Genomic DNA, 26,733 nt, shown 5'->3' with positions numbered 1-26,733 from the left:
GCTCAGCGCGCCGCGCGGGTCTCGTAGAGCCGGCGCGACCACAGCAGGCTCCCGACGGTGATCACCACGCACCAGCCGACGGCGAGCGCGGCGTCGGTGCCGGGCCCGGCCCCGCTGCCGGACCCGGCACCGAGCAGCCCGCGCAGGGTGTCGATGACCGGGGTGAACGGCTGGTACGCGGCGAACCAGCGCAGCCCGGCCGGCATCGAGTCCACCGGCACGAACCCGCTGCCCAGGAACGGCAGCAGCATCAGGAACATCGGGGTGTTGCTGGCCGTCTCCACACTGGCGGCGGCGAGCCCGAGGGCCACGGTCAGCCAGGTGAGGGCGACCGTGAGCAGCGCCAACATCCCGGCGACGCCCAGCCAGGCGAGCGGCCCGGCACCGCTGCGGAAGCCGAGCGCCAGCGCCACCCCGAGCACGACGACCAGACCGACCGCGGTCTGTACGAACGCGCCGACGACGTGCCCGGTGAGGACGCTGGACCGGGCGATCGCCATCGTCCGGAAGCGGGCGACGACGCCCTCGGTCATGTCGGTGGCGACCCCGATGGCGGTGCCCATCGCGACGCTCGCAACGGTCAGCAGCAGCACCGCGGGGGTGACGAAGGCCAGGTAGTCGCTGCGGTCACCGCCCAGCCCGGCGCCCATCGTGCCGCCCAGGACGACCACGAACAGCAGCAGGAACACCAGCGGCTGGGCGATCAGCATGATCGTCAGCGACGGGTAGCGGCGCAGGTGCCGGATGCGGCGGCGCAGCATCGTCACCGAGTCGGTGAGCAGGCGGGGACGGTCGAGGGCGGTGGTGTCCATGACGGCGGCGCTCATGACGCGGCCACCTCCGGGGTGCTCGGGTGGCCGGTGAGGGCCAGGAAGACGTCGTCGAGGTCGGGCGTGTGGGTGGTCAGCTCCTCGGGTTCCACCCCGGTCCCGGCGAGGCGGTCCAGCAGGTCCCGCAGGTCGCAGGCCCCGGCGGCGGGCAGCTGCAGCGTCACGGCGGCGGTGTCGGCGACGGCGGCGGGCAGCACGGTGCGGGCGGCGGCGAGGGCGTCGTCGTCGGCGAAGCGCAGGCGCACGTGCCCGCCGGGGACCCGGGCCTTGAGCTGCGCCGGGGTGCCGCGGGCGACGAGCCGGCCCCCGTCCAGGACGGCGACGTCGTCGGCGAGCTGGTCGGCCTCCTCCAGGTACTGGGTGGTCAGCAGCACGGTCACGCCGCGGCCGACGAGGTCGCGTACGGCGTCCCACAGGTCGCGGCGGCTGCGTGGGTCCAGCCCGGTGGTCGGCTCGTCGAGGAACAGCACGGCGGGGTCGGCGACGAGGGTCATGGCCAGGTCGAGGCGGCGGCGCATCCCGCCGGAGTACGTCCCGGCGCGCCGGTCCGCGGCGTCGGCGAGGCCGAAGCGGTCGAGCAGCTCCCGGGTGCGGGCGCGGCCGGCGTCGCGGGGCAGGTGGTGCAGGTCGGCCATCAGCCGCAGGTTCTCCGCACCGGTGAGCAGGCCGTCGACGGCCGAGAACTGGCCGGTCACCCCGATCGCGGCGCGGACGCCGTCGGGGTCGGTCGCCGGATCGCGCCCGGCGATGCGGATGCGTCCGGAGTCCGGTGGCAGCAGCGTGGACAGGATCCGGACCAGCGTCGTCTTGCCGGCGCCGTTCGGGCCGAGCAGCGCGAGCACCATCCCGGCGGGGACGTCGAGGTCGATGCCGCGGAGCACGGCGTGGTCGCCGTAGGACTTGTGCACGGCGGCGACGGCGATCGCGGGCGGAGGTGTGGGCACGGTGGTTCCTCTCGTGGACGGGTTCGTGGGTGGGATCGCGGCCGGCGGGGGTCAGGCGCGGCGGACGACGATGTCGCCCTCGCGGGACCGGGCGTGCACGGCGACGGTGTCGACGGCGTCGCCGTCCGGGGCCTCGCGCGGTGCGAGGTCGTTGCCGACCCGGCCGGAGGTGTCGAGGTCGAGCCAGGCGGCGCTGCCCTGCGCGACGCCGATCTCCAGCCGGCCGTGCGTGCTGGTCAGCGACACCTCGCCGCGGTGGACGCGGCCGAGCCGGACGTCGCCGTAGGCGGTGCGCACACGGGCGCCCGCGCCGAGCTCGTCGACGTCGACGGGGCCGTGCGTGCCGGTCAGCTCGGCGTCGCCGGTCAGCTCGTCGGCACGGATGCCGCCGTGCTTGCTGCTCAGCGTCGCGGTGCCGCCGATGCGGTGGATCTGCATGCCGCCGTGGTCGGAGCGGACCGTGGCGTCCCCGGTGACGGTTCCGCCGATCCGGACGTGACCGAAGCCGGTGCTCAGGTCGGCGGAGGCGGCGTCGTCGACGCGGACGTCGCCGAAGCGGGTGCGGGCCTCGCAGGCCCCGAGCGGGCCCTCGACGACGATCCCGCCGTAGGTGGTGGCGGCGGTCAGCGCCGACCCGGCGGGCAGGGCGATCCCGACCTCGATCGAGCGGCCGGGGGTGCGCGGGGTGAGCTTCTGCAGCAGCCCGAGCTGCGGGCCGGTGACGCGCAGCTCCCGCCCGGTCAGCTCGACCCGGACCCGGTCGGCGTGGGCGCGGTCGGCGTCGGAGCTGCGGACCTCGACGACGGTGTCGGTGCGGTCCGACGCGGTCACCCGTAGCTCGCCGATGGCGAGGTCGACGATCGCGGTGACGGGCTCGGGGGTGTCGTAGGTGGGCACGGGGCATCGCCTCCTCGGCGTCGCGGGGACGCCGTGAGTCAGGGGTGGGTGGCAGAGGTCGTGTGGCTCAGCCGAACCAGCCGACGCGGCCGCGGCGGGCGGCGTCGGGGCGGTCGGGCGCGGTGGCGGGGCGGTCCAGCGCGGCCGCGGCCACACGGGTCAGCCAGGTGTTCACGCTGAGGCCGTCCCGCCCGGCGGCCTCCTCGATCCGGGTCTTGAGCGTCTCCGGCGGCCGGAAGTTGATCCGGGCGACCGGCCCGGACTCGCCGTCGGCGCCCGCCGGTGGCGATGGCGCCACGGGTGGCGCCTCCGTCGTCGCCGGGGGTGCCGACGGCGGGGCCGACCCTGCGGTGACGACGAACTCGGGGTCGCTGCCGCGCAGCCGCACGTGCACCGACCCCGGTGCGAGCTCGAGGGTGATCTCGTCGGCCGCCGCGGCCAGCGCCTCGAGCAGGACCAAGCGGGTCGTCGACGTCAGGGGCGTGAGCAGCCGTTCCGCGGCCACCCGCGTGTCCTCGCCCGCGGCCTCGCCCAGTGCGGCGAACTCGGTGCGCAGGCGATCGACATATCCGTCCAACTCCATGGCGCAACTATGGCGCAGGATGGCGCCATCGTCAATTGTGTGGCGTCACGGAGGTCGGTCGGCGTTGCGGGCTTGACCCTGCCGCGACGGCACGGTGTCCGATGGACCGGACCTGCTGACGCCGTCGAGGGAGTACGTCGTGGACCGCACCACCTGCCCGGTCGCCGCCTTCGGGCGCCTGCGCGAACAGGGGCCCGTCGTCGCGATGCCGGAGTCGCCGATGGGCGCCGCGTCGCTCGTCACCCGGCACGACGACGTGCACGCCCTGCTCCTGGACCCGCGGTTCCGCAACGACCCCGCCGGGGTGCCCGGCGCCGGGGACGTCATGGGCACGCTCTTGACGGGGCTCGGGCTGCCGCCGGAGCTCGACCACCTCGGCCGGGGCCTGCTCGTCCGCGACGGCGCCGACCACGCCCGGCTGCGCCGGCTCGTCTCCCGGGCGTTCACCGTGCGCCGGGTCGCCGCGCTGCGCCCCCGCGTGGAGCAGCTCACCGCCGAGCTGCTCGACGACGTCGCGGCCGCCGGTGCCGACGGCAGCCCGGTCGACCTGCTGCCCACGGTGTTCCGGGAGCTGCCGATCGCGGTGATCTGCGAGCTCGTCGGCGTCCCGGTGGAGCAGCGCGGGCTCTGGCGGGAGCTGGGCGCGCTGCTCGTCGCGCCCGACCCGGAGCGGATGCCCGACGTGGCGCGCGCCGTCGTCGCACAGATCCACGAGCTCGTCGCGGCCCGGCGGGCCGACCCGCGCGACGACCTGGTCGACGTGCTCGTCGCGGTGCACGACGACGGCGACCGGCTCACCGCCGACGAGCTGGACGTCCTGCTCTTCGACCTGGTCGTCGCCGGGTTCGAGACGACCGCGCACGTGCTGTCACGGGGCATGCTCGCCCTGCTGACCCGTCCCGACCGGCTCGCGACGCTGCGCGCCGAGCCGTGGCGGTGGCCCACCGCGGTGCACGAGATCGTGCGGACCTGCGGCGCGGTCCCGGTGAGCACGCCCCGGTACGCGAGCACCGACGTCGTCGTCGGCGACACCCGGATCGCGGCGGGGGAGTCGGTGACGGCCGGGCTGGTCACCGCGAACTTCGACCCGCGTCGGCACGACCGGCCCGACGAGCTCGACGTGACCCGGGACCCGGGCCGCGGCGAGGGGCACCTCGGGTTCGGCCAGGGCGCCCACTACTGCCTGGGGGCCGCGCTGGCCCGTCAGGAGATCGAGGTGGCGCTGCACGCGCTGGTCGGGCGGTTCCCCGCGCTGCGGCTCGCCACACCGGCCGACGGTCCGTCGGACCTCGGGTTCGAGCGCCTCGGGTCGCTCGAGGTGCGGATCGACGCGCCGTGACCGCCGGTGTTGCGCGACCACACCCGTGCTGCCGTCGTGCCCGGTTCCGGCCAGGATGACCGGTGTGACCCGTGACCCGCACCCCGCCCGTCTCCGTCGCGCCGGGACGGCGGCCGCGGCCGTCGCCCTGATGGTCGCCGCCGGCTGCGGCGCCGCCGCACCCGCGCCCGCCGAGCCGGCGCCCGCGCGGCCGACCACCGACGCCCCGGCGGCGGCCGGGGACCTGGCGCCGGTCGTCGTCGCGGACGGGCTCTCCCACGTCTGGAGCGTCGGCGTGCTGCCCGACGGGCGGGCGCTGGTCACCGAGCGGGACGGGCGCCTGTCGCTGCTCGCCTCGCTCGACCCGGGCACCGCGGTCACCCCGGTCGCCGCCGACCTGGGCGACGTGTTCGCCCGCGGCGAGGGCGGGCTGATGGGCCTGGCCGTGCACGCCGACTTCGCGACGTCGAACCGGTTCACCACCTGCCAGACCCATGCCGAGAACGGGAGCCCGGTCGACGTCCGGCTGGTCACCTGGACGCTGTCCGCGGACGGGGCCACCGCGACCCGGGTCGCGGACCCGCTGGTCGGCGGCCTGCCGATCGCCTCGGGCGGACGGCACTCGGGCTGCCGGATCGCCGTCGACGACACCGGGGCGCTCGTCGTCGGGACCGGCGACGCGGCGATGCCCGCCACCCCGCAGGACCTCACCTCGCTCGGCGGCAAGACGCTGCGGGTCGACCCGGCCACCGGCGGGCCCGCGGCCGGAAACCCCTTCGCCGACGCCGCCGACCCGGCCCAGCGGCTCGTGTACACCTCCGGGCACCGCAACGTGCAGGGCGTCGCGGTCGAGCCGGGCACCGGGCGGGTCTTCACCGCCGAGCACGGCCCCACCCGCGACGACGAGGTGAACCTGCTGCGCCCGGGCGGCAACTACGGCTGGGACCCCTCGCAGGGCGGCACGGTGACCACCTACGACGAGTCGGTCCCGATGACCGACCGGGACCGCTTCCCCGACGCCGTCCCCGCCGTGTGGGCCTCCGGCAGCCCGCCCGAGGCGCCGGCCGGCGCCGCGTTCCTCGACGGCGACGCGTGGGGGCAGCGGAACGGGATGCTCGCCGTCGCCGCGCTGCGCGGGCAGAAGCTGCTGCTGATGCGGGTCGGCCCGGAGGGCACCGACGGCGCGGTCTCCGACGTCGAGATCCCGGCGGCGCTCGACGGGGACCCCGGCCGGCTGCGCGGGGTGTACGCCGTGCCCGGCGGTCCGCTGCTGGTCACGACCTCGAACGGCGACGACGACCGGATCCTGCGGATCGACCCGAGCTGATCCCGGGGTCGTCGTCCTCGACCACCAGGACGCGCACCGGGCCCAGGGGGTCCGGCAGGACAGACGGAAAGGGTGCCCGGGGGTCTGAACCGCCCGGAGCCGGGTAGACGGCGCGGATGGTCGTGCCCGAGGAACCCGTGACGGTGTCGCTCCCGGCCGGGGCGGCGCTGTCCGGGTTGTCCGCCTACGATGTCTGGGCCCGCTACGCGGGTCTCGGCGGCACCGGCAGCGAGCACGACGTCGCCGTCATGCTGACCGACCCGGCCGCGGGTGCCCGGGCCGACCGGGTCCTGCTCGCCCGGGTGCTCGACGCACACCTGGTCGTGCTGGGGTGCCGCCGTCGGGTGCGCCCGGACACCGGTGACGCCCCGGCCCCGCCCGCCGTCCCGCCCGCCGTGTCCTGACCCGGCGGGCTCAGCCGCGCACCGACCGGGCGAAGCCGACGACATCGCGCACGGCGTGCGCGTAGACGTCGGGCATCGCGTCGCGGAACAGGATCATCCCGACGTGGCAGAGCCCCGGGTACACGAGCCCGACCGACGGCACCCCCGCCGCGAGCAGCCGACGGTGGTGGGCGAGTCCCTCGTCGCGCAGCGGGTCCAGCTCCGCGCACGCGATCACGTGCGGCGGGAGCCCCTGCAGGTCCTCGGGGCCTGCGGCCGCGGCCCAGCAGGTCGGGTCGCCGGCGTGCGCGGAGCCGGGGTCGTAGACCTCGGCGAGCAGCGGGAACAGCTCCCGGTTGAGCCAGTAGCGGTCGTTCTCCCACAGCGACGCCAGGTCCGCGGGCGGCCGGTCCCAGGACCCCAGCACGTAGGGGCACTGGGCGTAGACCCCGGCGATCCGCCCGGACCAGCCGTCGCGACCGGCCCGGACCGCCAGCCCGAGCGCGAGGTTCGCCCCGCCGGAGTCCCCGGTGACGACGACGTGCGTGCCGCCCAGCTCCGCGAGGTGTTCGTGCACCCAGTGCAGGCCGGTGACGCAGTCGTCCAGACCCGCCGGGAACGGGTGCGGCCCGAGCCGCCCACCCCCGTTGCGGTACTCGACCCCCACGACGACGGCGCCCTCGGCGGCCAGCTCGTCGCGCCAGCGCGCGTAGAGCGGCCCCTGGGCGGCCAGCATGACCATCCCGCCGCCGTGGACCTGGTAGATCACCGGCAGCGGCCCGTCGACGCCGGTGGGGCGGTGGACGTACAGGGTGATCGGGTGCCCGTCGGCGCCGGGAACGGTCCGCGTCGTGCGGTCGACCCCGGCCGGTGGGGTCCAGCCGGTGGCGAGCGCGGCGAACAGGCCCTCGAAGCCCTCCTCGGCGGCGTCCACGAACCCGAGCAGGGCCGGGCGGCCCGCGGTGCGGTCCATCGGGGCGTCGTCGGCGTGCCCGGTCAGGCCGAATCCCTCCAGCACCGCGACCATCCGCGGGTCGGCCCGCGGGTCGTCGCCGATCGTCGTCGCCGGGTCCCCGAGCCTGCCGGGTGCGCGGGTGGGTACGGAGGCGTCGGTGCTCATGCGGGCTCCTCGGACAGTGGGTGGCCGCCTGATCGTGTCCCGCGTCACACTCGTCCGTCAACGGCGTCGTCGCGCCGCGCCGGAGCGGCCGGTTCGAGCAGGTGGACCTCCCGTTCGAGCTCGCCCATCCGGTCCCGCTTCACCGGCGGCGGCTCGGGCACCGTGCCGCCCTCGCGGATGACGCGCACGGTGTCGGCGAGCCGGTCCACCCGGCGCAGGATGCCGTTGCGGTGCAGGAACCAGGCCAGGAACCGGGTCAGCACGGCGACCGCGAGCGCGATGCCGACCGACAGGTAGTCGCGGAGGCGGATCTGGTTGATCTCCTCGATCCGGTCGTCGAGCAGCTCCCGCTCACCGGTCCGCATCTGGTCGACGCGACTGCGGATGCCGTCCATGAGGTTCTTGCCGTAGGCGAGGTCCTGCCGGATCTCGCCGTCGGTGTCCCCGCCCGCGGCGACGACGTCGCGCTGCCGGGCCAGGTCGGTCATCTGCTTCGACGTCAGGTCCCGCAGCTCGGCGATCCGGGCCAGCTTGTCCGTGCGCGGCTTCTCCCCGGGCTCCGCCGCGGCCAGCGTCTCCAGCCGTCCCAGCACCGCCGGGAGCTCCGCCGACGCGTCGGTGAACGGCTCCAGGTACTCCGTGCGCCCGGTGAGCTGGTAGCCGCGCATCCCGGTCTCGGCGTCGACCATGAGCGTGGTGAGCTCGCCGAGCGATCCGGTCATCTCGAACTTGCGCTGGATGTCGGTCTCGATGTCGACCCGCTGCAGGTTCCCGGTCAGGGCCAGCCCGGCCGAGATCAGCACCGCGACGAGCGGCAGCCCGATCGTGATGCGCCCCTGCACGCGCATGGGCAGGTCGTTCCAGTACCGCAGGACGGGTCGCGCCGGAGCGCTCAGGGTGTCGCGAAGGCGCCTGGCCACGGCGGGAGTCTACGGACGGGCCCGGGGTGGGGCCTGTCCGAGCGACCGGGTGGACCGGCCCGGCCGTGGCGGCGGTGCCGCTCGGCCCGTACGCCCCGCGAACGCCGTCGCGACCAGGGCGACGGCCCGGTCGTCGTCGCGGGTGAGCCGGAGCAGCGCCTCCCGCGCCCCGGACCCGGGCTGCTCGACCAGCGCCTGGGCCAGCCGGATCCGTGCGGCCGGGTCGGCGCCGTCGAGCGCGCCGTCGAGCGCGCCGAGCACCCGCTCCGACGTGGCGGGGTCGTCGTCCGACAGCGACGCCAGCACCTCCGCGGCGGCGACGTCGTCCACCCCCGCGACGACCAGCGCGACCAGGGCGGGCACGGTCGCGGTGACCCCGCGCCGGCCCGCGGCCAGCACGGCGCGCCGGTGCACCTCCGGGTCCGGGTCCTCGACGGCGTCGACGAGCGCCGCGGTCGCCTCCGGTGCCGTGCCGGTCTCGGCGAGCGCGGCCACCGCGCGCCGCCGGACCGCGACGTCGGCGGACCGCAGGCCCGCGGCGAGCGTCGCCGCCGCGGTGCCGTCCGGGTCGCCGGAACGGGCCAGGGCCCACCGCAGTGCCCCCGCGACGTGCGGATCGGGCTCGGCCAGCGCGGTCCGGGCCAGCAGCTCCGCGGGCAGCGGGGCGTCGGCCGTCGCGGCCAGCGCCGCCTGCTGACGGCGCCCGGCCGCGGGGGAGGCCAGCGCCCGCAGCAGCCCGACGACGTCGAGCACCTCGTCCCAGCTCCCCGGCTCCGCGGCGTCGACGGTGCGCAGCCGCGCGAGCAGCTCCCGGTCGCGCGTCAACCGGTCCTCGGTCGCCCGGACCAGGTCCGCGACCAGCTCCGACGGCGTGAACGCCGGGTCCGCCAGCGCCCGCCCCACCTGGGCCAGCGACAGCCCGAGCGTCCGCAGGCCCTCCACATGGAGGAGCCTGCGGACGTCGGCGGGCGAGTACTCGCGGTAGCCGCCGACGGTGCGCCCGGTCGGCCGGACCAGCCCGACGGCGTCGTAGTGGCGCAGCATCCGGGCGCTGAGCCCGCTGCGCCGCGCCACCTCCCCGATCAGCACCCGGCCATGGTCCCGCGGCCGGGGCCCAGCGCCACCACCCGCCGCGCCTCTGCGACGGCGGCGTCGAACCCGGTGTCCGGGTCCGCGCGCAGCGCGACGGTGGCACGCGCGTGCGCGGCGACCGCCGGGTCGGGGCCCTCCGAGGCCCGCGCGAGCGCCGCGCCGGCGGTGTCGCCGAGGGCGACCAGGGCCCGGCTCAGGCTGAGCCGGACGTCGCGGTCGCCGCGGCCGAGCAGCCCGGCCAGCTCCCCGGCCAGCGCGGCGCGCTCCTCCGCGGGGGCGAGCACGACGGCGGTGCGCCACGCGGTGCGGGCAACCTCGTCGTCGGGGTCGCGGAGCAGGTCGCGTGTGACCCACGGCCACGTCGACGGGGCGGCGATCTTCGACAGCGTGTGCAGCGCCTGCGCCCGCGCCCGGGGCCGCGGCGAGCCGAGCTCGACGCGCAGGCGGGGCAGCACGTCGGCGGCCGAGAGCCGGGTCAGCGCCCAGGACAGCATGTCGCGGACGAACGGGTCCGGCTCGGCCGCGCACCGCTCGACCAGGACACCGGCGAGTGCGGGGTCGGGGGCCGACCCGGCGGTGAGCGCCGCCCGCAGCCGGGTCGAGGCGTCGTCGGCGGCCAGGGCCGCACGGAGGTCCTGCGGTGTCGTCATGGGCACCACCCCAGACCCTGTCACGGTGTGAAGGTCAAGCCCCGCGTGCAGGTTCAGGGCCGCGCCTCCAGCCACGGCCGCAGGTACTCACGGTCGTAGGGGACCTCCGCCGGGATCAGCGCGACCAGCCGCCGCACGCGCTCGGCGGCGTCGCGGGTCAGTCGGGCGTCGTCGTCGCGGGTCAGGGACTGCTCCGGGCCGAACCGGCGGGCCGCCTCCACGATCAGCCCGACCGCGGCGCGCAGGTCCTCGAGGTCGCCGTCGGCATCGGCCGGGTCCAGCCCGGCCTCGCGCATCCGGTCGGCCGGGCGACGCAGCTGTTCCTCCAGCCAGCCCCAGGGGTCCGCGGTGAGGGCTTCGGAGAACACCCGGTCGCCGGGCTCGACGCCGTCGAACGACGGGTGGACGTGCGCGGCCGCCCACTCGCCCGGTCGGTCCATGCGGTCGAACAGGTCCGCCCGCCAGAACGGCCGGTCCACGACGAGCCGCTGCCCCGCGGACTCGCTGCCCCGGTGCGGCTGCGGGTCGAGCAGCAGCAGCTCCACCCGGGCGCCGCGCTCCATGGTGGCGTCGGCACCGATCTCGAACCAGCGCCGGACCTGGACGGCGAGACGGGTGAAGGAGAAGGTGATCAGCACGGTCGTACTCCCGTTCGGGTGAGCTGGTCGGCGAGGTCGGTCAGGTCCGTGGCGTGCAGGTCGAACCGGTCGTGTGCGCCCGGCGGGTCGCCACCGGGCCGGTCGACGTATGCGGTGCGCATCCCGGCGGCCGCCGCACCCCGGAGGTCCCACGCGTGGGCCGCAACCATCAGGAGCCGATCGGGCGGGACCGCCGCGGCCTCGACCGCGAGCCGGTAGACCTCCGGGGCGGGCTTGTACGACGCGGCGCCCTCCGCCGACAGAGCGAGGTGCCAGCGCAGCCCCGCCCCCGCGGCCAGCCGCAGCAGGGTGGAGCGGCTCGCGTTCGACAGCCCCACCACCGGGAACCGGCCGGCGAGCCGGGTGATCCCGTCGGACGAGTCCGGCCACGCCGGATGCCGCGCCCCGGCGCCGGCCAGCGCCGCGACGACCTGCGGGGCGCCGACACCCGCCCGCCGCGCGACGGCCGCCGCGGCCTCGGCGTCCAGCACGTGGCCGGGCACGAACGCCCGCCCGCCCGCGACGATGCGCCGCTGCTCGCCCGCGACGTGCGCCTGCCACACGCCGGTCAGGTCCGTGGCGGTGTCGCGGTCGGTGCCGGGCACGGCCGCGGCGATCGCGTCGCGCAGGCCGGACGGCTCGTCGACCAGCGTGCCCAGCACGTCGAACACGACGACGTCGATCGTCATCAGCGGCTCCCCGGGATCGTCCGGCGACGGCGTCACCGGTTCGACTGGTGACGCAGTTTGCGGCGTCGATGCGTCACCGGTCAAGATGGTGACGTGGGTTTCGTGTTCGTGAGCGGCAGTGCCGCGCTCGACCTGGTCGGCACCGTCACCTGGCGGCGCACCGACCCGACCGAGCTGCTCACCGGGCCCGCCGACCTCGCTCGCTGGATCGACGCCTGCGCCGACCTCCCGGACGGCGTGACCGTGACCCCGGAGGTCCTCGGGCGCGCGCGGGACCTGCGGGAGGCGGTCCACCGGCTCGCGACCGACCGGCTGGCCGGGCGGGCGTTCGACCCCGCTGCGTTGGCCGTCGTCAACGGCACGGCCCGCGGTCCCGGCATGACCGTGCAGCTCGACGACCACGGCACCCGCCGTACCGGCGACGCCGACGCCGTCCTCGCGGAGCTGGCGCGCGACGCCGTCGCCGTCCTCGCCGACGTGGACACCCCGCTGAAGGAGTGCGGCCGCCCCGGCTGCACCCGGCTCTATCTCGACCGCTCCCGTGGCGCGCGGCGCACCTGGTGCGGCATGGACGAGTGCGGGAACCGGGTGAAGGCGGCCGCCTACCGCGCTCGCAGGAGGACGATCACCGGCTGAGTCGTTCTCCTGACGGCCCGCACGGGGGCCCCGGCGCGGGCGGGGCCCCGGGAGCGGACGTCACGCCGGCGTGATGACCACCTTGAGCGCCTGGTTCGCCGCGGCGTTCTTGAACACGTCGTAGGCCTCGTCCATCTGGTCGAAGGTGAACGAGTGGGTGCCCATCTTCTCCGCCGGGATCCGTCCGCCCGCGACCATCTTGAGCAGCGTCGGGATGGACACGGTGTCGACCAGGCCCATCGTCAGCGTGACGTTGGAGATCCACATGTCCTGCATCGGCAGCTCCACCGGGGTGCCGTGGACGCCCACGTTGGCGATCGTGCCGCCCGGGCGCACCAGCGACGCCGCCGTCAGCAGCGTCTCCGGGTAGCCGACGGCCTCGATCGCGACGTCCACGCCGAGCCCGTCGGTCAGCGCGGTCACGTCGGCGACGGTGCCCGGCCCGACCTCGACGCTGTCGGTCGCGCCGAACTCGACGGCCTTCTCCAGCCGGAACTTGTTGGAGTCGATCGCGATGACCTTCGACGCGCCCCACAGGCCGGTCGTGAGGATCGCGGAGAGGCCGACCGCACCCGCGCCGACGACGGCGACGGTGTCGCCCGGCCGTACGTTCCCGGCGAGCACACCGACCTCGTAGCCGGTCGGCAGCGAGTCGGCGAGGAAGATCGCCTGCTCGTCGGTGACCGACTCCGGCACGGCGTAGAGCGAGGTGTCGGCGTAGGGGACCCGGACGTACTCGGCCTGGGTGCCGTCGATGAGGTGGCCGAAGATCCAGCCGATCCCGCCGACGGTCTGGCAGTGCGACGGCATACCGCGCTGGCAGTAGTCGCAGCGGCCGCACTTGGTGATCGCCGGGACGAGGACGCGGTCGCCGACGGCGAAGCCGGACACGGCGTCGCCGACGGCGGTGATCGTGCCGACGGCCTCGTGGCCGAGGATGCGGCCGTCGGTGACGGCCGGGACGTCGCCCTGCAGGATGTGCAGGTCGGTTCCGCAGATCGTGGTGGTGTCGACCTTGACGACCACGTCGGTGGGGTCCTGGATCGTCGGGTCCGGGACCTCCTCCCAGGCCTTGGCGTCCGGTCCGTGGTAGACGAGTGCCTTCATCTGCTCACTCCGTTGGTCGCAGGGGGTGCCGAGAGCGTCGGCGGGCCCGACGCTAATGTGGGAGTGCGCATGTGACTGTCCCGTTCTGGGACGACTCCGCGGGCGGCGCGACCACCGGCGACGACGGTGTGTCCCGGTCCCGGGACACCTCAGCCGATGTAGCTGATCCCGAACGCGTCGATCTTGCGGTAGAGCGAGGACCGGGCGATCCCCAGCAGCTCGGCGGCCTGGTAGCGGTTGCCGCGCGCCTCGTAGAGGGCCTGGATGATCACGTCGCACTGCGCCGCCTCGAGCATCGACATCCGCGGTGCGCCACCGGTGAAGCACGACGACGGCAGGTCCGGTGCCTGCACCACGCCGACCGGCTTGCGGGCGATGACGTAGCGCAGCACGTCCTCCAGCTCGCGCAGGTTCCCCGGCCAGGCGTAGCCCTCCAGGACCCGCAGCACCTGCATGCTCAGGCTCAGCGACCGGCCGCCGGACAGCGAGTGCAGCACCGACCGCGCGAGGTCGCCGAGCTCGTCGGCCCGGTACCGGAGCGCGGGCACCCGGACCGTGTCGTGGAAGTGGCGCAGCAGCAGCCCGTAGGGCCGGGTGGCGTCGACCGAAGGGGTGTCGATGCACCCGACGACCGTCGGTGCCGCGGGTGTGGCCACCAGCACCCGCAGCGACTCGTCGAGGCGCCGCGCGGCGACCGACCCGAGCAGCGGGAGCCGGCGCAGGACGAGCAGCCGCGGCCGGTCCCCGTCGGTGCCGCGGACCGTCGGCAGGAGGGGGCCGCCGGACTCCGCGATCCGCGCGCAGTCGAGCACCTGCACCGTCCCGGACGGGTGGCTGCGGCGGAACTGCTCGACGGCCAGGGTCTGCTTCCCGACCCCCGGCTCGCCGACGAGGAGCAGGTGCCTGGTCCGGGCGGCGACCGCGGCCGCGACGTCGCGGCGGGCGCGCAGGTAGGGGCTGAGCAGCTCGCGGTTCGCGCGGCGCCGCACCTCGGCGGCGGCGCCGTCGGCGTGCGCGTCCCGGAAGTCGGCCGCGAAGTCGCGGCGGGCGGTCGGTGCGACGTGCGACCCCTGGCGGCGCATCGCGTCCGTCGTGCGGGACCCGGCCGGTACGGGAAGGCTGCGTCGTCCGGAGCTGACGTGGCCCACGACGGCGGCGCCGTCGCGGACCACGGAGGTGACGACGTCGTCGCGGCGGCCCGACGGGAGCTCGGCCGTGGACCCGGCGGGTGGCGGGTCCGCGAGAGCGGCGTCGGCGAGCGCCCGGTCGAGCAGGTGGTCCCGGTCCTCGCGGGGCAGGGCCCGGAACCCGGGGCTGCACAGGGTCGCCCGGCCGTCGGTCGCGACGACCCACTCCGCGCCGGAGCGTGCGCAGACGTCGTCGAAGCGGGCGTGCAGCATCCGCCCGGACCGGTGCTCGCGGTCCCGGACGCGCTCGCCGACCTGGCGGGCCAGCTCGGCGGCGACGGCAGCGCGCAACGCCGACGCGCCGCCCGGCGCCGACAGGTGCGCCACGACCACCACCGTCTGCGGTGCCGCGTCGGTGTCGGACGGTACCGGCGCGGCGGCCTCGGTGAGGCAGGCGAGGTCGGGGTGCAGGTGCTCGGGACCGTCGACCCGGGCGGCGCGACCGGTGACCCGCACGAGCGCGGACGCCGTCGTCGCCACGTCCTGCTCGGCGATCCGGAAGCCCGGTGCGACGAGGACGGCGTCGAGCAGCGCGGCGAGGTCCGGGCAGGCGTCGCGGCGGACGCGGACGATCCCGTCACCGTCGACGAGCAGCACCGCGCAGTCCAGGCGGGCGGCGCCGTCGAGGAAGCGGTCGAACACCTCCTCGGCCTCGGCGACCGCGGCGGGCCCGGGTTCGTGGCCGACGTAGGTCGCGGACCGGGCGAGGTCGACGCCCAGGTCGACCGACCGCTGCCAGGACTCCGCGACGACCGGGCGGACGTGGGCGCCCACGTCACCGACGTGCCGGGCGTGCCGCACCCGCCGCGCGGCCGCCTCGACCCCGGCGCCGGTATCCACGGGCCGAGCGTAGCCAGCCGGCGCCCCGCCCCGCGAGGATCGTTGACACCCGCCCGCCCCGCGGGGAGCACGGTGACGACCTCGGCCCGGGGGCGTGGCGACGGACCCGCGCGGCCGGCCCGATCGGCGTACCGTCGAGGCCACGGCCCTGTGCTGCTGGACAGCCGGACGCCCCGCAGTCCGGGGCACGCACGAACCGGAGGATCCGCCGGGGTTCCCGGGTCCACACGGCGACGCGTCCTGCTCCGCCGTGACCACGCCCGTGTCCCGCCGGACGGCCGCCCTGCAGGGCGCCGCCCGCCGGCCCGCGGCGGCCGAACGGAGCCACACCGTGAGCGATTCCCGTACCCCGTCACCCACCCGCCCCGCCGCCCCGCCGCGCCCGTCCGCGGCGCGTGTCGCGCTGAAGGAGGACCCGAGGCCGGTCGGGGAGGTCGACGGGGCGTGGTGGCCGCGCTCGCGCGTCCTGGTCGACGAGCTGCGTGAGCTCGGCGCGGGGGTCGGCGACCGGCTCGGCCCGGTGACCCGGGTCGGGTACAGCCTGTGGACCTGGTCGTCGGTGCCGCGCCGGACGACGACCGACGGGCACCTGATCCGCCTCGGCGGCTTCGCCAGCACCCCGCCCGACGTCGTCGACGTGTTCGGGGCGCACGGCCGGCTGTGCCTGCTCGTCGTGCCGCCGGAGACCTCGGACGCCGACGCGCGGCGCTGCCTCGACCGGGCGTCGGCCGCCGGGAACGACGACGACGTCGCGACGCTGCTGGCCGGAGTCGGGACCCGCGCGACCGCCTGAGCGTGTCGTGAGATCCGGAGGGCCGGCTCTCGAGATCCTCTGCCGGTCGGAAGGCGGCTCCCCCCTCCCCGTCACCACCGGAGCGGGGGAAGCCGTCGTCGTCAGGCAGCCACACCCACCGGTCCCGGGCAGCCTCTCGGGGAGCACGGCTAGGCGGGGAAATCCGCGCTGCGGGACAGGTCTTCGTTCACCCGCAGGTCGGCCAGGTCCTTCTCCAGCGCATCGGTCACGGCGTCGTATCCGCTGTTGCCCAGGACCAGCCGGCGGGGCGGCGGATCTTGGGACATCGCCGTGATCACCGCACGTGCACCGCGGTGGGGGTCGCCGGGCTGCAGACCGTCCATCCCGACGAAGACGGCCCGGACCTGCTCCAGCATCTCGTGGTACACCGGGATCGCCTCCTCGACGGCGTCGTCGGCGAATCCGGCGTAGGCGTTGGTGCGGAACGCTCCCGGTTCGACGGTCAACACCGAGATGCCCTGTGCGGCGACCTCGTCGCGCAGCGCGTCGGTGACGGCTTCGACGGCGAACTTCGTCGCGCTGTAGTAGCCGAATCCGGGCGCCGAGACGAGCCCGGCCACCGAGGACACGTTGACGATCCACCCGTCGCCGCGGGCGCGCATCCCCGGCAGCACCGCGCGGGTCACGGAGAGCACGGCGAAGAAGTTCAGCTCGAACATCGACCGCATCGCGGACTCGTCCATCGCCTCGATGGATCCGTACCAGCCGCGGCCGGCGTTGTTGACCAGCACGTCGATACCGCCGAAGTGCTCCTCGGCTGCTCGTACCGCGCGCTGCACCTGTGTCGCGTCGGTGAGTTCCAGTGGTACGACGAGAACGCGGTCACCGTACTGGTCCGCCCACGTCGCCAACTCCTGCGGGCGGCGGGAGGTCACCACCACGCGGTCACCGGTGTCGAGCGCCGCCTCGGCGAAGGCCATCCCGAAGTTGCCGGGCGTGCCACCGGTGATGAACCATCGCCGTGTCACGGCTCGATCACCAGCCGACTGATCACTGCACCATCGAGGGTGAAACGGTAGTTCAGGTCGACGACCCCGCCCGGGAAGTCGCCCTCCAGATGCTTCCCTACGTCGACGCCTCGGTCGGTTGTGTACGCACCGGTGAACTCGGCGGTGTAGGTGTACCCGGTGACCGCGGTCGCCAGCCAGGCCTCGATCTCCTCGGTGCCCGCGTGGCCGCGCCCGTCATCGGTCACCACGGCATCGGAGGTGAAGGTGGCGAGCGCCCGATCGAACTCCCGGGAGTCGAGTGCGGTCATGAACGTCTTCACGGTTTCCGGGAGTGCTTCCCATTCTGCTGTGGACATGGCCCCACGATGGAGCTTCCCGTGAGGGGAAGGTCAACCCGTGGTCGCGAGCAACCCGCGATGTTGACCTTGCCCTGGGGGGAGGCTTCAGGATCGCCTCGTCCGACAGGCGACGCGACGTGGAGGAGGACGCCATGGGGGCCCAGGTCTCGATCGGTGACTTCGCGCTGATGACCGGTCTGAGCCGTAAGGCACTACGCCATTATCACGACATCGGCATTCTCGAACCGGCCCATATCGACCCCGGCACCGGCTACCGCTTCTACGACACCGGCCAGGTCGACCATGCGCACATCATCCGCCGGTTCCGCTCCCTGGGCATGTCCATCCCCGACATCAAGGCGCTCCTGAGCACCGACGACGCCGGGGCCCGCACCGAGATCATCACCACCCATCTCGAGCAGATGGAGGCTGCGCTCGCGCAGACCCGTGAGACCGTGGGGGCGTTGCGTGAACTGCTCACCCCGGCGAGCCCTCCCGCCGACGTCACGTTGCGCCACGAGCCGGCGCTCGCCGTGTGGTCCGTCAGCGCCACCATCGACGTCTCCGAGATCGACGACTGGTTCGCAGCCGCATTGCGGACACTGCACCGGGCTGTCGCCACGGCCGCAGGCGCGCCCGACGCTGTGGTGCCGGGCGGCCTCTACGAGAGAGCGCTGTTCCTCGAACAGCAGGGCCGCGCAACCCTGTTCGTCCCCGCACCACCATCGGTCGATCCGCCGGCTGGTGTCCGGGCCGAGGTCCTCCCCAGGACCGAGTTCGCGGTGCTCCTCCATCCGGGCGGCCACGATGGCATCGACCGCAGTTACGCGGCCCTGGGGATCTATGTCAACGAGCATCTGATCAGCAGTCAGGGGCCCATTCGCGAACACTACTTCGGCGGCACTCCCACAGATCCGGCCCGGTTCACCGCCACCGAGATCTGTTGGCCGATTTTCGGTACCGCCGCCTCGTCGGCATGACAGGAGGCCACTGACGTGCACGACCGATTCGGCACCCGTGGGGCATGGCTCAACCCTGCACCGGGTGATGCCCCTCGTATCGACTACGCGCCTCGACTCGAGGCCTGGGATATCGGACGATCTGGGTGGGAATCGGGGCGGCCCCGGACGGTGACCTGGTCCTGATCGAGCAGATGGTCGCCGCTACCGAGAGCGCGATCATCGTCCCCGCACACACCCGCCCTGCCCGGTAAATGCCGGGCGCCAACGCCTTCCTGGCTCCCGAACACAAGGTCGTACTGAGCCAGGACGCCGATCGGGGGCGGAGGACGGGCCGGCCTGCGGTGCAGAACCCCTACCTCGGCCTGCGCAACTACACCGACAACCTGCTGCGGCGCGGGTTCACCGACGCCGATATCGACGGGTCGGGCAGAGACGCACTCATCGACGCCCTGGTCGCTCACGGTTCCCCGGAGATGATCAACGCTCGGGTCGACGACCATCTCACCGCCGGCGCTGATCACCTCGGCATCCAGGTCCTGACCGAGGATCCCACCGCCTCACCCGTGCAGGCTTTCCGCGTCCTGGCCGAGCACCGTCACGCTCAGTGGGAACACGACGGCGCGGGACCGCTGGAGCAGGCCCCCGGCCGCGATCACGATCAGGGCTCCGGCGGCGGGTCCGCCAGCTCCCGTCGCACCGCGCGCCACAGGAACGTGAGCGCGCAGGGGTGGCCGGAGTCGACCGACGGCGCCGTGCGCCACACCCACAGGAAGCAGCGCTCCGTCGCCTCCGCGGCCCGGTCCTGGTCCTGCAACGCGGTGAACAGCATCCCGAAGACCAGCGCCCCGGTGGCGTCGTACAACCGGCGCAGCGCGTCCAGATCCCCGCCGCGGATCCCGCGCAGCAGCCCTGCGAGCTCCCGCGCGCCGGGGACCACACCGTCGGGATCCCGTCGCAGCTCCGCCGGAGTCCGCCTGTCGCCTTCGTGACCCACGCCTGCCCCATCACCGTCGGAACGTCGCCGGGGTCAGGGGCGGCGGATGCGCTTCTCGTACGGTCGGGAGACCGTGGTGCGAACGCTACCGCCGTGTCCCGCGGGCCGCATGATCCGTCGAGGCCCGGGGTGATGGCCGCGGGCAGCGCCCCCGCCGTGTACCGGGCTGCTCCGCCACGCCCGCGGCGCGACCGGGCACGACCGGGCACGACACCGAGAACGTGGCCCTGCGGGACATCGGACCCTCACCGGCCCACGGGGTCGCGCAGGATCGTCCGCAGGTGGTCCTGCGGCGTGCTCGCGGTGAACGGGTCGAGGTGGATCTCGTGGTGGTCGCCGACCCGGCGCAATCCGTGGCCCGCGGCGAGCGAGCCCAGGTCGGCGAGGGTCCGCCGCTCGTCGGCGAACGGGCCGCGGTGCAGGACCTGTACGACCAGGCGTCCGGGCAGCGTGTGCAGCTCGACGTCCGCCCCGTCCGCCGCGGCGGCGAGCTCCTCGTCGGTCGTCGCCGGGTCGACCTGTGCGAGCACCCGGTACTCCAGGTCGTCGACCGGGTTGACCCAGTAGAAGTCCGCGATCCCGACCGGGGCCGAGCCCTCGGGGTACCGGTAGAGGATCTCCACGACGTCACCGGCGCCGGGCACCCGCCGGGCGGGAGGCAGCGCGCGCTCCACCGTGCGCACGGTCCGCTTCGCCCGGTAGAACGCCTCGGTGCCGGGGCGCCCGCTGCCGCGCAGCGAGACGAAGGTCGTGGCGGGCGCCACGACCAGCTCCGGCTCGTCGGCGGCGGCCAGGTGCGGGGTCGTGGGCACGGCGTCGGTGGTCATCGGGGTCCTTCCGGTGGGGAGTCGCGGTACCGCTGACGGTAGAAGCGGTTGTGGACCGTTCCCGTCCGGAACCCGGACCTATCCTGCGACGGTGCTCAGCGCCTCGCACCGGCTCCTCCAGCTCCTCACGGTCCTGTCGACGCGCCCGGAGTGGTCGGGTGCCGAGCTGGCGGACCGGCTGGGCGTGCACGAGCGGACCGTCCGCCGCGACGTCGTCAAGCTGCGTGAGCTCGGGTACGGCGTCGAGACGTCGACCGGACCGTTCGGCGGGTACCGGCTCGTCGCCGGTCCACGGACGCCCCCGCTGAGCCTCGACGACGACGAGGCGCTGGCCACCGCGATCGCGCTGCGGCGGCTCGCGTGGAGCCACCCCGACAGCGAGGGACGCGCGGCGCCGACGGCCCTGCTCAAGCTGCGCCGGTCCCTGCCGTCCCGGGCCGCCGAGGCACTGGGCCGGTTCGACCTCGCGATCGCCGAGGCCGGGGTGCGGCCGGACGCCCATGGCGAGGTGGACCCGGAGACCCTGACCGCGCTCGCCGGCGCCTCCCGGACCCGCGACCGGGTCCGGTTCCGCTACCGCGACCGCCACGGGGCGGAGAGCACCCGCGCGGTGGAGCCGGAGCAGGTCGTCCGCACCGCCCACCGGTGGTACCTCGTCGCCTGGGATCTCGACCGCCGGGACTGGCGGGTGTTCCGGGTCGACCGCGTCGCGGCCGTCGCCGTCACCGGCCCGGCGGACCCGCGCCGCAGGGAGGTCGACGCGACGGCGCTGGTCGAGGAGGCGATCACCACCACGCCCTACACGACCTACGCCGAGGTCGAGATCCACCGCTCCCTCGACGAGACCCGAGCACTGCTCCCGGCGACCATCGCGCGGCACCGCGCCGACGGCCCGGACCGGACCCTGAGCACGGTCGGCGGCCTCGACGCACGGTGGATCGCGGAGTTCCTGCTCCGGCTCGGGGTTCCGTTCCGGGTACTCGGACCCGACGAGGTCCGCGAGCACGTCGTGGCCCGGCTGGAGGAGCTGCTGGCGCTGCAGCACAACCCGTGACGCGGGCCACCGTCGCCGGTTCCGGACAGGAGCGGTCCGGAACCGGACCTAGCGTCGTGGTCACACGAGACGAGGGGCGTGACCATGACCGACGACACCGGGCCGGCCGACGACGGGCTGGCCGACGCACGCAGCCGCGCCCGCGAGGTGCGCGCGCTCTACGAGCAGCTCGAGGGCCGGCTGCTGGGGCGCACCTGGACCCTCCCGGAGCTGGCGCTCGGGTTCACCCACGACGCCGCCTACGTCGGACGGCTGGTGCTCGCGGCCGAGCGCACCTGGGACATCGACGGGGACACCGACGCCGAGCTGCGGCACAAGCTCGCCGAGTGCCTGTGGTGGCTGTTCGTGCTCGCCGACCGGCTCGACGTCGACCTCCCCGAGGCCTACGGCGCCACGATGGAGCGCATCGGGGGCGGACTGCGGCGCGCGGTCGCCGAGGGGGCCGGGTGACGGTGCGTCCCACGGCGGCGCCGGGTCAGACGCGTCGCGCCGGCACGTCGGACCAGTGCCGCTGCGCGACCCGGGGGTGCGAGCGCAGCCAGCCGGTCAGCGCGTTCTCCCCGTAGCGCGCGAGAAGAAGCGGCGGGCGAGCGCGTCCGTACCGGTCAGGACGTCGTCGGGGACGCCGTGACCGGTGACGGAGAAGAACCCGACTTCGCGCGCGGCGCGACGCAGTTCCGCGAGGAAGGCCGCCCGCTCATCCGGACCGGCGCGGAAGCGGGACAGGTCGACGACCGGGAGCCGGTCGGTGGCGGGGGGCGGCACGGCGCCTCCGACGGGGTGGCGGACGGGCACCTCGGATGTGGTGCGCCGGGCGTAGGAGACGACCCGGCCGTCGGAGAGGGCGTCACGGCGCCGGCCGCGGACCGACCGTCGTGATCAGCCGCGGTTGCTGCCGACGAGATGGGCGAACACCACGGTGTTGTCCCGATAACTTCGTGCGCTCGAGTCGAAAGATCCGCCACAGGTGATCAGGCGCAGTTCCGCCCGGTCGACGTCGCCGTAGACGGACTCGGTCGGGAATTCGTTCTTGGGAAATGATCGGACCTCGTCGACGCGGAACGTCGCAGCGATTCCGTCGGCCCGTGTCACGGTGACGTCCTCGCCCGGACGCATCCGGCCGAGGTCGTAGAACACCGACGGTCCCTCGGCGGCCGAGTCGACGTGGCCGAGGATGACCGACGGGCCGCGGAAGCCCGGTGCCGACGACCCGCGGTACCAGGACGCCCGGTCGTAGCCGGGGCCCGGGGCCGGAACCTCGAGGGTGCCGTCCGGCGCGAGACCGGACTGGTCGACGACCGACTCGACCCCGATCGACGGGATCGAGATCGACCGGGGCGGGGAGGGCGGGAGCACCTCCCCCACCGGCCGGGCCCCCGCGGGCGCGGTGCCCACCACGGCCGGTCCCACCGGGCCGGCGGCCGCGGCCACCGGCTCCGGGGGACCGCCCGCGGTCAGCGCCGACACCAGTACGACCACACCCGCGACGGCCAGCAGCAGCGCGCCCAGCGGAGCGAGCGGCCGCCGGACGCGGGTCGGGTGTGGTGCGGTCATCGGGTGCTCCGGTCCTGGTGCCGATCGGGGAAGCGGTCGTGGTGGTCCACCACGACCGGAGCCGGGTGTGCCGCCCGCCTGTGCGGACGGCACACCCGGAGTGGATCAGTGCCCGCGGACGCCGCGCCGGCGGACGACGAGCACCAGCGCGGAGCCGGCGAGCAGCGCGACACCGGTCACGACCAGCGCCGTGTCGGTGCCGGAGGTGCTGCCACCACCGGTCTCGACGCCACCCTGCGGCATCGGCATGGTCCCGCTCGTCGTGTTGACGACGATCGTCGCGATGCCGATGGTGGTGCCGCCCTTGAGGGCGTCGGTCTCGAAGGCGCCGTTCAGGGCCTCGGCGGCCCCGGCGTTCAGGGTGACGGTCGTGCCGGTCAGCGTCGCGGTGCCCGCCGACTGGTCGATCGTGATGGGCTTCAGGGTCGAGCCGTTGAGATCGAACAGGGTGGTCGACTCGGCGACGGTCTGGCCGCCCGCGCGGACCCGGCCGGTCAGCACGGCGGGGTCGCCCGGGTCGATCACGAAGTTGTCGAGCGTGACCTCGGTGCCACCCTTGGTGAGGGTGAGCCCGCTGCCCATGTGCTCGATCCTGCCCTGCACGTAGGGCAGGACCTCGTCCGGCTTGTAGACGGTCACGTTGCCACCGGTGATCGGGAACGACGCGGAGCCGTCCGTGATCGAGGCGGACCCGAACGGGCCGGGGGTGACGTCGAGCGAGGTCAGCGCGTCGGTGAAGCCCTTGTCCAGCGCGACCGAGGTGCTCTTGCCGGTCAGGTTGGAGATCATCGCGACCGGGGGAGGGGTCTCCTGCGCGGAGGCGACCCCGGCGCCCAGCGCGGTCGTCGCGGCGGTGACCAGGCCGATCGTGGCCAGACCGATCACACGTCGTACGGAATTCGCCATGGTGGTTCTCCTCGGATCACACCGACCGACGGGCGATTCCCGGCGACCTCTGCTCCTGTATTCGACGGCCGGAGCGCGGAGGTTCGGAGAAATGCGGGAAAGAATGCCCCGGGGCCCGGATATCACCGCGGGTGACGTGTTCCGGACCCCGGGCAGCGGAGCGTGTGCGGCGGAGCTCAGCCCCCGGGGCGGCCGAGCCCGTGGTGCCGGATGCGGGCCTTCATCTCGGCGACGCCGTCGGCGAACCGCGTCGCGTAGACCTCCTCGACGGCGGCCGCACCGGCCGCGGTGACGCTCCCGTCGGCGTCGATCAGGCCGAGGGCGAGCAGGTGCCGGGCCACCGCCGGGCGCAGCAGGTCGACGTCCACCTCGCGCGCGTCGAGCAGTTCCAGGGCCCGTGACTCGTCGCGGGTCAGGAGCATCCGCCTCACCTCCACCCCTGGATTCGTGCGCGGGGCGCGAGGGGTTCACCCCGGTCCGGCGGCGGACCCAGCGGGCCACGGCGACGGCAGTCCCCCGGGGGACCGGTGGCGGCACGTTGTCGGGATCCCCGGCGTCCGTCCGGTGGGGCCACGCCGCGCCGGGGGAGGACCCGCTGCGGTGGCAGCGCGGCGGAACCACCGGCCACGAACGGTCACGGAACCGGCCGCGTGCCGCGGGTCAGATCAGGCCCGCCGCGCGGGCCGCGATGACCGCCCGCGCCCGGTTCTGGGTGTCGAGCTTGCGCATCGCGCTGTGCAGGTAGGCCTTGACCGTTCCCACGGTGATCCCGAGCTGCGCGGCGATCTCGGCGTTGGTCGCGCCCACCGCGACGTGCCGCAGCGCCTCGATCTCCCGCGGGGAGAGGGCGGGCGTCTCCCCGACCGTCCGGCCCGCGGTCGGGCGCACCCCGGCGAGGCCGGCGTGGATCCGGCGCAGCCGCTCGCGCAGCTCCGGGTCACCGGTGCTCTCGATCAGCGCAGCGAGCTCGAGCAGTGCGTCGGTCCGGCTCCCGGCGTCCGCCGCGGCCGGGAACGCAACGGCCGGGGGAGCGTGCTGGTCGAGCAGGGTCGTGGCGTCCCGGGCGATGGTGGCGGCCACGATGCCGGCGTTGCGGACCGCGACGTCGCCGATCGGCCGGTGCTCGCGCATCGCCCCGTACATCACCCCGCGGACCGCGCCGCGGACGACGATCGGGTACGCCAGGATCGACGCGAGCCGCTCGTGCTCCACGACGACGTGGTCGTAGTCGTGGGTGATCCCGGGGGTCGAGGCGTAGTCGCTCACCCGGCACGGGATCCGGCGGGCCATCGCGGCACCGCCGAGTCCGCGTCCGGTCAGGACGCTGAGCAGCCGCAGCGAGTCGCCGAAGGTGCCGATCAGCTGGTTGATCGAGAGCTGCTGTTCGTCGCCCACCGTCCGGGTGGTCCCTCCGAAGACGACGGGCAGGCCGGTCGTCGCGCTGAGTTCGTGCAGACGCCGGGGCATGACCCGGTCCAGGGCCCGCGCGACTGCGTCGTCGTCCTGCACGAGTGCTCCTCCCCGTCCTGGCGGCGTCGTCGCCGGCTCCGGACGACCTCGTCACGTGCAACGAGTCATGCCCGGCGGGGTTGTTGTGCCAGACACGCCCCGGCACGTCAATCGGCCCGGTCGGTTCCAGCCTGTCACCTGCCCGAGTGCCGGGGCAGATCAGCTGTGCCTGCCTCACCGGCGGCAGGCACGTCGACCGGGCCGTGGGGCCCGATCCGTGGATCCGAACACTGACTTCGGTTGGTAGCGGGTGGTGGTCCGCTGCGGCGAGTCTCGGTGCTTCCACCAGGCCGCGCTCGACGAGGAGCCATGCATGACCACCACCCCCGCACCGGTCCCCCTGAGAAGGGTGGCCGCGGCCAGCTGCGCGGGCACCACCATCGAGTTCTACGACTTCTTCATCTACGGGACGGCCGCGGCGCTGGTGTTCCCGAAGGTCTTCTTCCCGGCCCTGGGCTCCACCGCGGGCACCGTCGCCTCCTTCGCGACGTTCGCGGTGGCGTTCTTCGCCCGCCCGGTCGGCGCGATCGTGTTCGGCCACTACGGCGACCGGATCGGCCGGAAGAAGACCCTGATCTCGACGCTGCTGCTGATGGGCATCGCGACCGTCCTGATCGGACTGCTCCCGGGAGCGGAGACGATCGGCGTCGCGGCCCCGCTGATCCTGGTCTTCCTGCGGTTCTGCCAGGGCTTCGCCGTCGGCGGCGAGTGGGCGGGTGCGACCCTGCTGACCGCGGAGTACGCGCCGAAGGAGAAGCGCGGCCTGTACGGGGTGTTCCCCCAGCTCGGCCCGGCCATCGCGTTCGCTCTGTCCTCGGGCACCTTCCTGGTCACCGGTCTGGTCATGGGTGACACCGACGACGCGTTCCTGACCTACGGCTGGCGGATCCCGTTCCTGCTGTCGATCCTGCTCGTCGGCGTCGGGCTGTGGGTGCGGCTCTCGATCGAGGAGACCCCCGCGTTCGCCGAGGCCAGGCGGCGCGCGGCTGCGGAGGCGGCCGCGCTCGACCGCTCGAAGCGGCTGCCCTTCCTGGAGGCCGTCCGGGCGCAGCCGCGTGAGGTCCTGCTGTCGGCCGGTGCGCTGTCGATGCTGTTCGCGTTCTTCTACATGGGCACGGCCTACCTGACCGCCTACGGCACGAACCCGCAGGGTGCGGCCCTGGACCGCCCGGTGGTGCTGGGCATCGGCATCGCCGCGGCCGTCGTGTTCGGGCTCGCGATCGTCGTCGCCGGGATGCTGTCGGACCGGTTCGGGCGTCGCGCGGTCATCCGGACGTCCTGCGTCGCCGGGATCGTCTGGGCGCTGGCGCTGTTCCCGCTGCTCGACACCGGCAGTGCCACCGCGTTCGCGATCGGCCTCTGCGGGACCTTGGTGATCTTCGCGGTCGCCTACGGCCCGGCGGGCTCCTACCTGCCCGAGCTGTTCTCGGCCCGGCACCGCTACACCGGCGCCGGGCTCGGCTACAACCTCGCCGGCGTCCTCGGCGGGGCGATCCCGCCGCTGGTCGCGCCCGGTCTGGCCGCGGCGTACGGCTCGATCGCGATCGGCGTGATGCTCTCGCTGATCGGCGTGATCTCCCTGGTCTGCGTGTCGCTGCTGCACGAGACCCGCAACGTCGCGCTCGAGCACGAGCGCCCCGCGACCGCCCCGACGACGGTCTGAC

The 26,733-nt window shown here is 74.7% G+C and carries 30 protein-coding genes; 9 read left to right on the top strand and 21 right to left on the bottom strand.

Annotated features, from left to right (window positions below; translation table 11 throughout):
• Positions 1–2: 2 nt before the first annotated feature.
• The 4 genes from DMP15_RS26920 to DMP15_RS26905 form a co-directional block, all read right to left on the bottom strand.
• Complete coding sequence (locus DMP15_RS26920; RefSeq protein WP_237453603.1) at positions 3–827, bottom strand: ABC transporter permease; 825 nt, start codon at positions 825–827, stop codon at positions 3–5.
• Positions 824–1,774 carry an ATP-binding cassette domain-containing protein gene (locus DMP15_RS26915; protein ID WP_337826632.1) on the bottom strand — a complete coding sequence of 317 codons (951 nt, stop codon included), beginning with the start codon at positions 1,772–1,774 and terminating at the stop codon, positions 824–826. Before DMP15_RS26915 ends, DMP15_RS26920 begins: the two co-directional genes overlap by 4 nt.
• Before the next feature lie 51 nt (positions 1,775–1,825).
• Entirely contained in the window at positions 1,826–2,671 is an 846-nt protein-coding gene (locus DMP15_RS26910; protein ID WP_073577516.1) for a DUF4097 family beta strand repeat-containing protein, read from the bottom strand.
• Between the two features lie 67 nt (positions 2,672–2,738).
• On the bottom strand, positions 2,739–3,254 hold the full coding sequence (locus DMP15_RS26905; RefSeq protein WP_073577517.1) for a hypothetical protein: 516 nt from the start codon (positions 3,252–3,254) through the stop codon (positions 2,739–2,741).
• Positions 3,255–3,393: 139 nt separating this feature from the next.
• Here DMP15_RS26905 and DMP15_RS26900 point away from each other — a divergent pair, with 139 nt between their 5' ends.
• From DMP15_RS26900 to DMP15_RS26890, 3 genes are all read left to right on the top strand, one after another.
• On the top strand, positions 3,394–4,593 hold the full coding sequence (locus DMP15_RS26900) for a cytochrome P450 family protein (RefSeq protein WP_337826631.1): 1,200 nt from the start codon (positions 3,394–3,396) through the stop codon (positions 4,591–4,593).
• Between the two features lie 55 nt (positions 4,594–4,648).
• A complete protein-coding gene (locus DMP15_RS26895) occupies positions 4,649–5,899 on the top strand; it encodes a PQQ-dependent sugar dehydrogenase (RefSeq protein WP_337826630.1) in 1,251 nt (416 codons plus the stop codon).
• A gap of 122 nt (positions 5,900–6,021) precedes the next feature.
• Positions 6,022–6,303, top strand: a complete 282-nt coding sequence (locus tag DMP15_RS26890) for a hypothetical protein (protein ID WP_337826629.1) — start codon at positions 6,022–6,024, stop codon at positions 6,301–6,303.
• Between the two features lie 10 nt (positions 6,304–6,313).
• Here the strand turns inward: DMP15_RS26890 and DMP15_RS26885 are convergent, their stop codons facing one another.
• Genes DMP15_RS26885 through DMP15_RS26860 form a run of 6 tightly spaced genes read right to left on the bottom strand, consistent with a single transcriptional unit; the run spans position 6,314 to position 11,391 of the window.
• Positions 6,314–7,402 (bottom strand): alpha/beta hydrolase fold domain-containing protein, encoded by a 1,089-nt coding sequence (locus DMP15_RS26885; protein WP_337826628.1) that lies wholly within the window; start codon positions 7,400–7,402, stop codon positions 6,314–6,316.
• 44 nt (positions 7,403–7,446) lie between these two features.
• A complete protein-coding gene (locus DMP15_RS26880) occupies positions 7,447–8,322 on the bottom strand; it encodes a CHASE3 domain-containing protein (RefSeq protein ID WP_337826627.1) in 876 nt (291 codons plus the stop codon).
• A 9-nt stretch (positions 8,323–8,331) separates the two neighbouring features.
• Complete coding sequence (locus tag DMP15_RS26875; RefSeq protein ID WP_073577522.1) at positions 8,332–9,411, bottom strand: MerR family transcriptional regulator; 1,080 nt, start codon at positions 9,409–9,411, stop codon at positions 8,332–8,334.
• The gene (locus DMP15_RS26870) at positions 9,405–10,064 is read right to left on the bottom strand and encodes a HEAT repeat domain-containing protein (protein ID WP_073577523.1); all 660 of its coding nucleotides are present in this window, start codon (positions 10,062–10,064) and stop codon (positions 9,405–9,407) included. Before DMP15_RS26870 ends, DMP15_RS26875 begins: the two co-directional genes overlap by 7 nt.
• 53 nt (positions 10,065–10,117) lie before the next feature.
• Entirely contained in the window at positions 10,118–10,702 is a 585-nt protein-coding gene (locus DMP15_RS26865; RefSeq protein WP_073577524.1) for a hypothetical protein, read from the bottom strand.
• A complete protein-coding gene (locus DMP15_RS26860) occupies positions 10,696–11,391 on the bottom strand; it encodes a haloacid dehalogenase type II (RefSeq protein WP_083659012.1) in 696 nt (231 codons plus the stop codon). Before DMP15_RS26860 ends, DMP15_RS26865 begins: the two co-directional genes overlap by 7 nt.
• 93 nt (positions 11,392–11,484) lie before the next feature.
• On the opposite strand from DMP15_RS26860, the gene DMP15_RS26855 reads away from it, so the two are divergent.
• Positions 11,485–12,027: a CGNR zinc finger domain-containing protein gene (locus DMP15_RS26855; protein WP_174565909.1), complete on the top strand. Its 543-nt coding sequence runs from the start codon at positions 11,485–11,487 to the stop codon at positions 12,025–12,027.
• A gap of 60 nt (positions 12,028–12,087) precedes the next feature.
• Here the strand turns inward: DMP15_RS26855 and DMP15_RS26850 are convergent, their stop codons facing one another.
• Together DMP15_RS26850 and DMP15_RS26845 are read right to left on the bottom strand one after the other, a co-directional pair.
• On the bottom strand, positions 12,088–13,134 hold the full coding sequence (locus tag DMP15_RS26850) for an alcohol dehydrogenase catalytic domain-containing protein (RefSeq protein ID WP_337826626.1): 1,047 nt from the start codon (positions 13,132–13,134) through the stop codon (positions 12,088–12,090).
• A 149-nt stretch (positions 13,135–13,283) separates the two neighbouring features.
• Positions 13,284–15,161, bottom strand: coding sequence for a helix-turn-helix domain-containing protein (locus DMP15_RS26845; protein WP_337826625.1), 1,878 nt, complete (start codon positions 15,159–15,161; stop codon positions 13,284–13,286).
• A gap of 331 nt (positions 15,162–15,492) precedes the next feature.
• Here DMP15_RS26845 and DMP15_RS26840 point away from each other — a divergent pair, with 331 nt between their 5' ends.
• Positions 15,493–15,954 carry a DUF5994 family protein gene (locus DMP15_RS26840; protein WP_337826624.1) on the top strand — a complete coding sequence of 154 codons (462 nt, stop codon included), beginning with the start codon at positions 15,493–15,495 and terminating at the stop codon, positions 15,952–15,954.
• Between the two features lie 149 nt (positions 15,955–16,103).
• On the opposite strand, the gene DMP15_RS26835 is transcribed toward DMP15_RS26840, so the two are convergent.
• A complete protein-coding gene (locus tag DMP15_RS26835; RefSeq protein ID WP_337826623.1) occupies positions 16,104–16,943 on the bottom strand; it encodes an SDR family NAD(P)-dependent oxidoreductase in 840 nt (279 codons plus the stop codon).
• Entirely contained in the window at positions 16,940–17,281 is a 342-nt protein-coding gene (locus DMP15_RS26830) for a nuclear transport factor 2 family protein (RefSeq protein ID WP_337826622.1), read from the bottom strand. Before DMP15_RS26830 ends, DMP15_RS26835 begins: the two co-directional genes overlap by 4 nt.
• A gap of 134 nt (positions 17,282–17,415) precedes the next feature.
• Here DMP15_RS26830 and DMP15_RS26825 point away from each other — a divergent pair, with 134 nt between their 5' ends.
• Positions 17,416–18,243: a MerR family transcriptional regulator gene (locus DMP15_RS26825; RefSeq protein WP_337826621.1), complete on the top strand. Its 828-nt coding sequence runs from the start codon at positions 17,416–17,418 to the stop codon at positions 18,241–18,243.
• A 640-nt stretch (positions 18,244–18,883) separates the two neighbouring features.
• Here DMP15_RS26825 and DMP15_RS26820 read toward each other — a convergent pair.
• Together DMP15_RS26820 and DMP15_RS26815 are read right to left on the bottom strand one after the other, a co-directional pair.
• Positions 18,884–19,162 carry a hypothetical protein gene (locus DMP15_RS26820; protein ID WP_179761144.1) on the bottom strand — a complete coding sequence of 93 codons (279 nt, stop codon included), beginning with the start codon at positions 19,160–19,162 and terminating at the stop codon, positions 18,884–18,886.
• Positions 19,163–19,464: 302 nt separating this feature from the next.
• On the bottom strand, positions 19,465–20,046 hold the full coding sequence (locus DMP15_RS26815) for a GyrI-like domain-containing protein (protein WP_073577530.1): 582 nt from the start codon (positions 20,044–20,046) through the stop codon (positions 19,465–19,467).
• 91 nt (positions 20,047–20,137) lie between these two features.
• Here DMP15_RS26815 and DMP15_RS26810 point away from each other — a divergent pair, with 91 nt between their 5' ends.
• On the top strand, positions 20,138–21,100 hold the full coding sequence (locus DMP15_RS26810; protein WP_337826620.1) for a helix-turn-helix transcriptional regulator: 963 nt from the start codon (positions 20,138–20,140) through the stop codon (positions 21,098–21,100).
• An 84-nt stretch (positions 21,101–21,184) separates the two neighbouring features.
• Positions 21,185–21,550 (top strand): hypothetical protein, encoded by a 366-nt coding sequence (locus DMP15_RS26805; protein WP_073577771.1) that lies wholly within the window; start codon positions 21,185–21,187, stop codon positions 21,548–21,550.
• Between the two features lie 96 nt (positions 21,551–21,646).
• Here DMP15_RS26805 and DMP15_RS26800 read toward each other — a convergent pair whose 3' ends face one another.
• The 5 genes from DMP15_RS26800 to DMP15_RS26780 form a co-directional block, all read right to left on the bottom strand.
• The gene (locus tag DMP15_RS26800) at positions 21,647–21,865 is read right to left on the bottom strand and encodes a 2-oxoglutarate and iron-dependent oxygenase domain-containing protein (protein WP_083658979.1); all 219 of its coding nucleotides are present in this window, start codon (positions 21,863–21,865) and stop codon (positions 21,647–21,649) included.
• A 114-nt stretch (positions 21,866–21,979) separates the two neighbouring features.
• Positions 21,980–22,654 (bottom strand): class F sortase, encoded by a 675-nt coding sequence (locus DMP15_RS26795; RefSeq protein ID WP_073577532.1) that lies wholly within the window; start codon positions 22,652–22,654, stop codon positions 21,980–21,982.
• A 105-nt stretch (positions 22,655–22,759) separates the two neighbouring features.
• The gene (locus DMP15_RS26790) at positions 22,760–23,560 is read right to left on the bottom strand and encodes a hypothetical protein (protein WP_073577533.1); all 801 of its coding nucleotides are present in this window, start codon (positions 23,558–23,560) and stop codon (positions 22,760–22,762) included.
• Between the two features lie 176 nt (positions 23,561–23,736).
• Positions 23,737–23,982, bottom strand: a complete 246-nt coding sequence (locus tag DMP15_RS26785) for a hypothetical protein (RefSeq protein ID WP_073577534.1) — start codon at positions 23,980–23,982, stop codon at positions 23,737–23,739.
• Between the two features lie 238 nt (positions 23,983–24,220).
• Entirely contained in the window at positions 24,221–25,069 is an 849-nt protein-coding gene (locus DMP15_RS26780; RefSeq protein WP_083658980.1) for a helix-turn-helix transcriptional regulator, read from the bottom strand.
• 313 nt (positions 25,070–25,382) lie between these two features.
• Here DMP15_RS26780 and DMP15_RS26775 point away from each other — a divergent pair, with 313 nt between their 5' ends.
• Positions 25,383–26,732 (top strand): MFS transporter, encoded by a 1,350-nt coding sequence (locus DMP15_RS26775; protein WP_100880822.1) that lies wholly within the window; start codon positions 25,383–25,385, stop codon positions 26,730–26,732.
• Position 26,733: the final 1 nt, after the last annotated feature.

Source organism: Pseudonocardia sp. UM4_GMWB1, assembly GCF_017312155.1.
GTDB lineage: Bacteria > Actinomycetota > Actinomycetes > Mycobacteriales > Pseudonocardiaceae > Pseudonocardia > Pseudonocardia alni.
This window is presented reverse-complemented; position numbering and strand designations above follow the sequence as displayed.

Excerpts from the sequence above, each read along its gene's own strand:
- DMP15_RS26920 (WP_237453603.1), bottom strand. The coding sequence starts at position 827 with ATGAGCGCCGCCGTCATGGACACCACCGCCCTCGACCGTCCCCGCCTG.
- DMP15_RS26905 (WP_073577517.1), bottom strand. The coding sequence starts at position 3,254 with ATGGAGTTGGACGGATATGTCGATCGCCTGCGCACCGAGTTCGCCGCA.
- DMP15_RS26895 (WP_337826630.1), top strand. The coding sequence starts at position 4,649 with ATGACCGGTGTGACCCGTGACCCGCACCCCGCCCGTCTCCGTCGCGCC.
- DMP15_RS26885 (WP_337826628.1), bottom strand. The coding sequence starts at position 7,402 with ATGAGCACCGACGCCTCCGTACCCACCCGCGCACCCGGCAGGCTCGGG.
- DMP15_RS26870 (WP_073577523.1), bottom strand. The coding sequence starts at position 10,064 with ATGACGACACCGCAGGACCTCCGTGCGGCCCTGGCCGCCGACGACGCC.
- DMP15_RS26860 (WP_083659012.1), bottom strand. The coding sequence starts at position 11,391 with ATGACGATCGACGTCGTCGTGTTCGACGTGCTGGGCACGCTGGTCGAC.
- DMP15_RS26850 (WP_337826626.1), bottom strand. The coding sequence starts at position 13,134 with ATGAAGGCACTCGTCTACCACGGACCGGACGCCAAGGCCTGGGAGGAG.
- DMP15_RS26830 (WP_337826622.1), bottom strand. The coding sequence starts at position 17,281 with ATGTCCACAGCAGAATGGGAAGCACTCCCGGAAACCGTGAAGACGTTC.
- DMP15_RS26825 (WP_337826621.1), top strand. The coding sequence starts at position 17,416 with ATGGGGGCCCAGGTCTCGATCGGTGACTTCGCGCTGATGACCGGTCTG.
- DMP15_RS26815 (WP_073577530.1), bottom strand. The coding sequence starts at position 20,046 with ATGACCACCGACGCCGTGCCCACGACCCCGCACCTGGCCGCCGCCGAC.
- DMP15_RS26805 (WP_073577771.1), top strand. The coding sequence starts at position 21,185 with ATGACCGACGACACCGGGCCGGCCGACGACGGGCTGGCCGACGCACGC.
- DMP15_RS26795 (WP_073577532.1), bottom strand. The coding sequence starts at position 22,654 with ATGACCGCACCACACCCGACCCGCGTCCGGCGGCCGCTCGCTCCGCTG.
- DMP15_RS26790 (WP_073577533.1), bottom strand. The coding sequence starts at position 23,560 with ATGGCGAATTCCGTACGACGTGTGATCGGTCTGGCCACGATCGGCCTG.
- DMP15_RS26785 (WP_073577534.1), bottom strand. The coding sequence starts at position 23,982 with ATGCTCCTGACCCGCGACGAGTCACGGGCCCTGGAACTGCTCGACGCG.
- DMP15_RS26775 (WP_100880822.1), top strand. The coding sequence starts at position 25,383 with ATGACCACCACCCCCGCACCGGTCCCCCTGAGAAGGGTGGCCGCGGCC.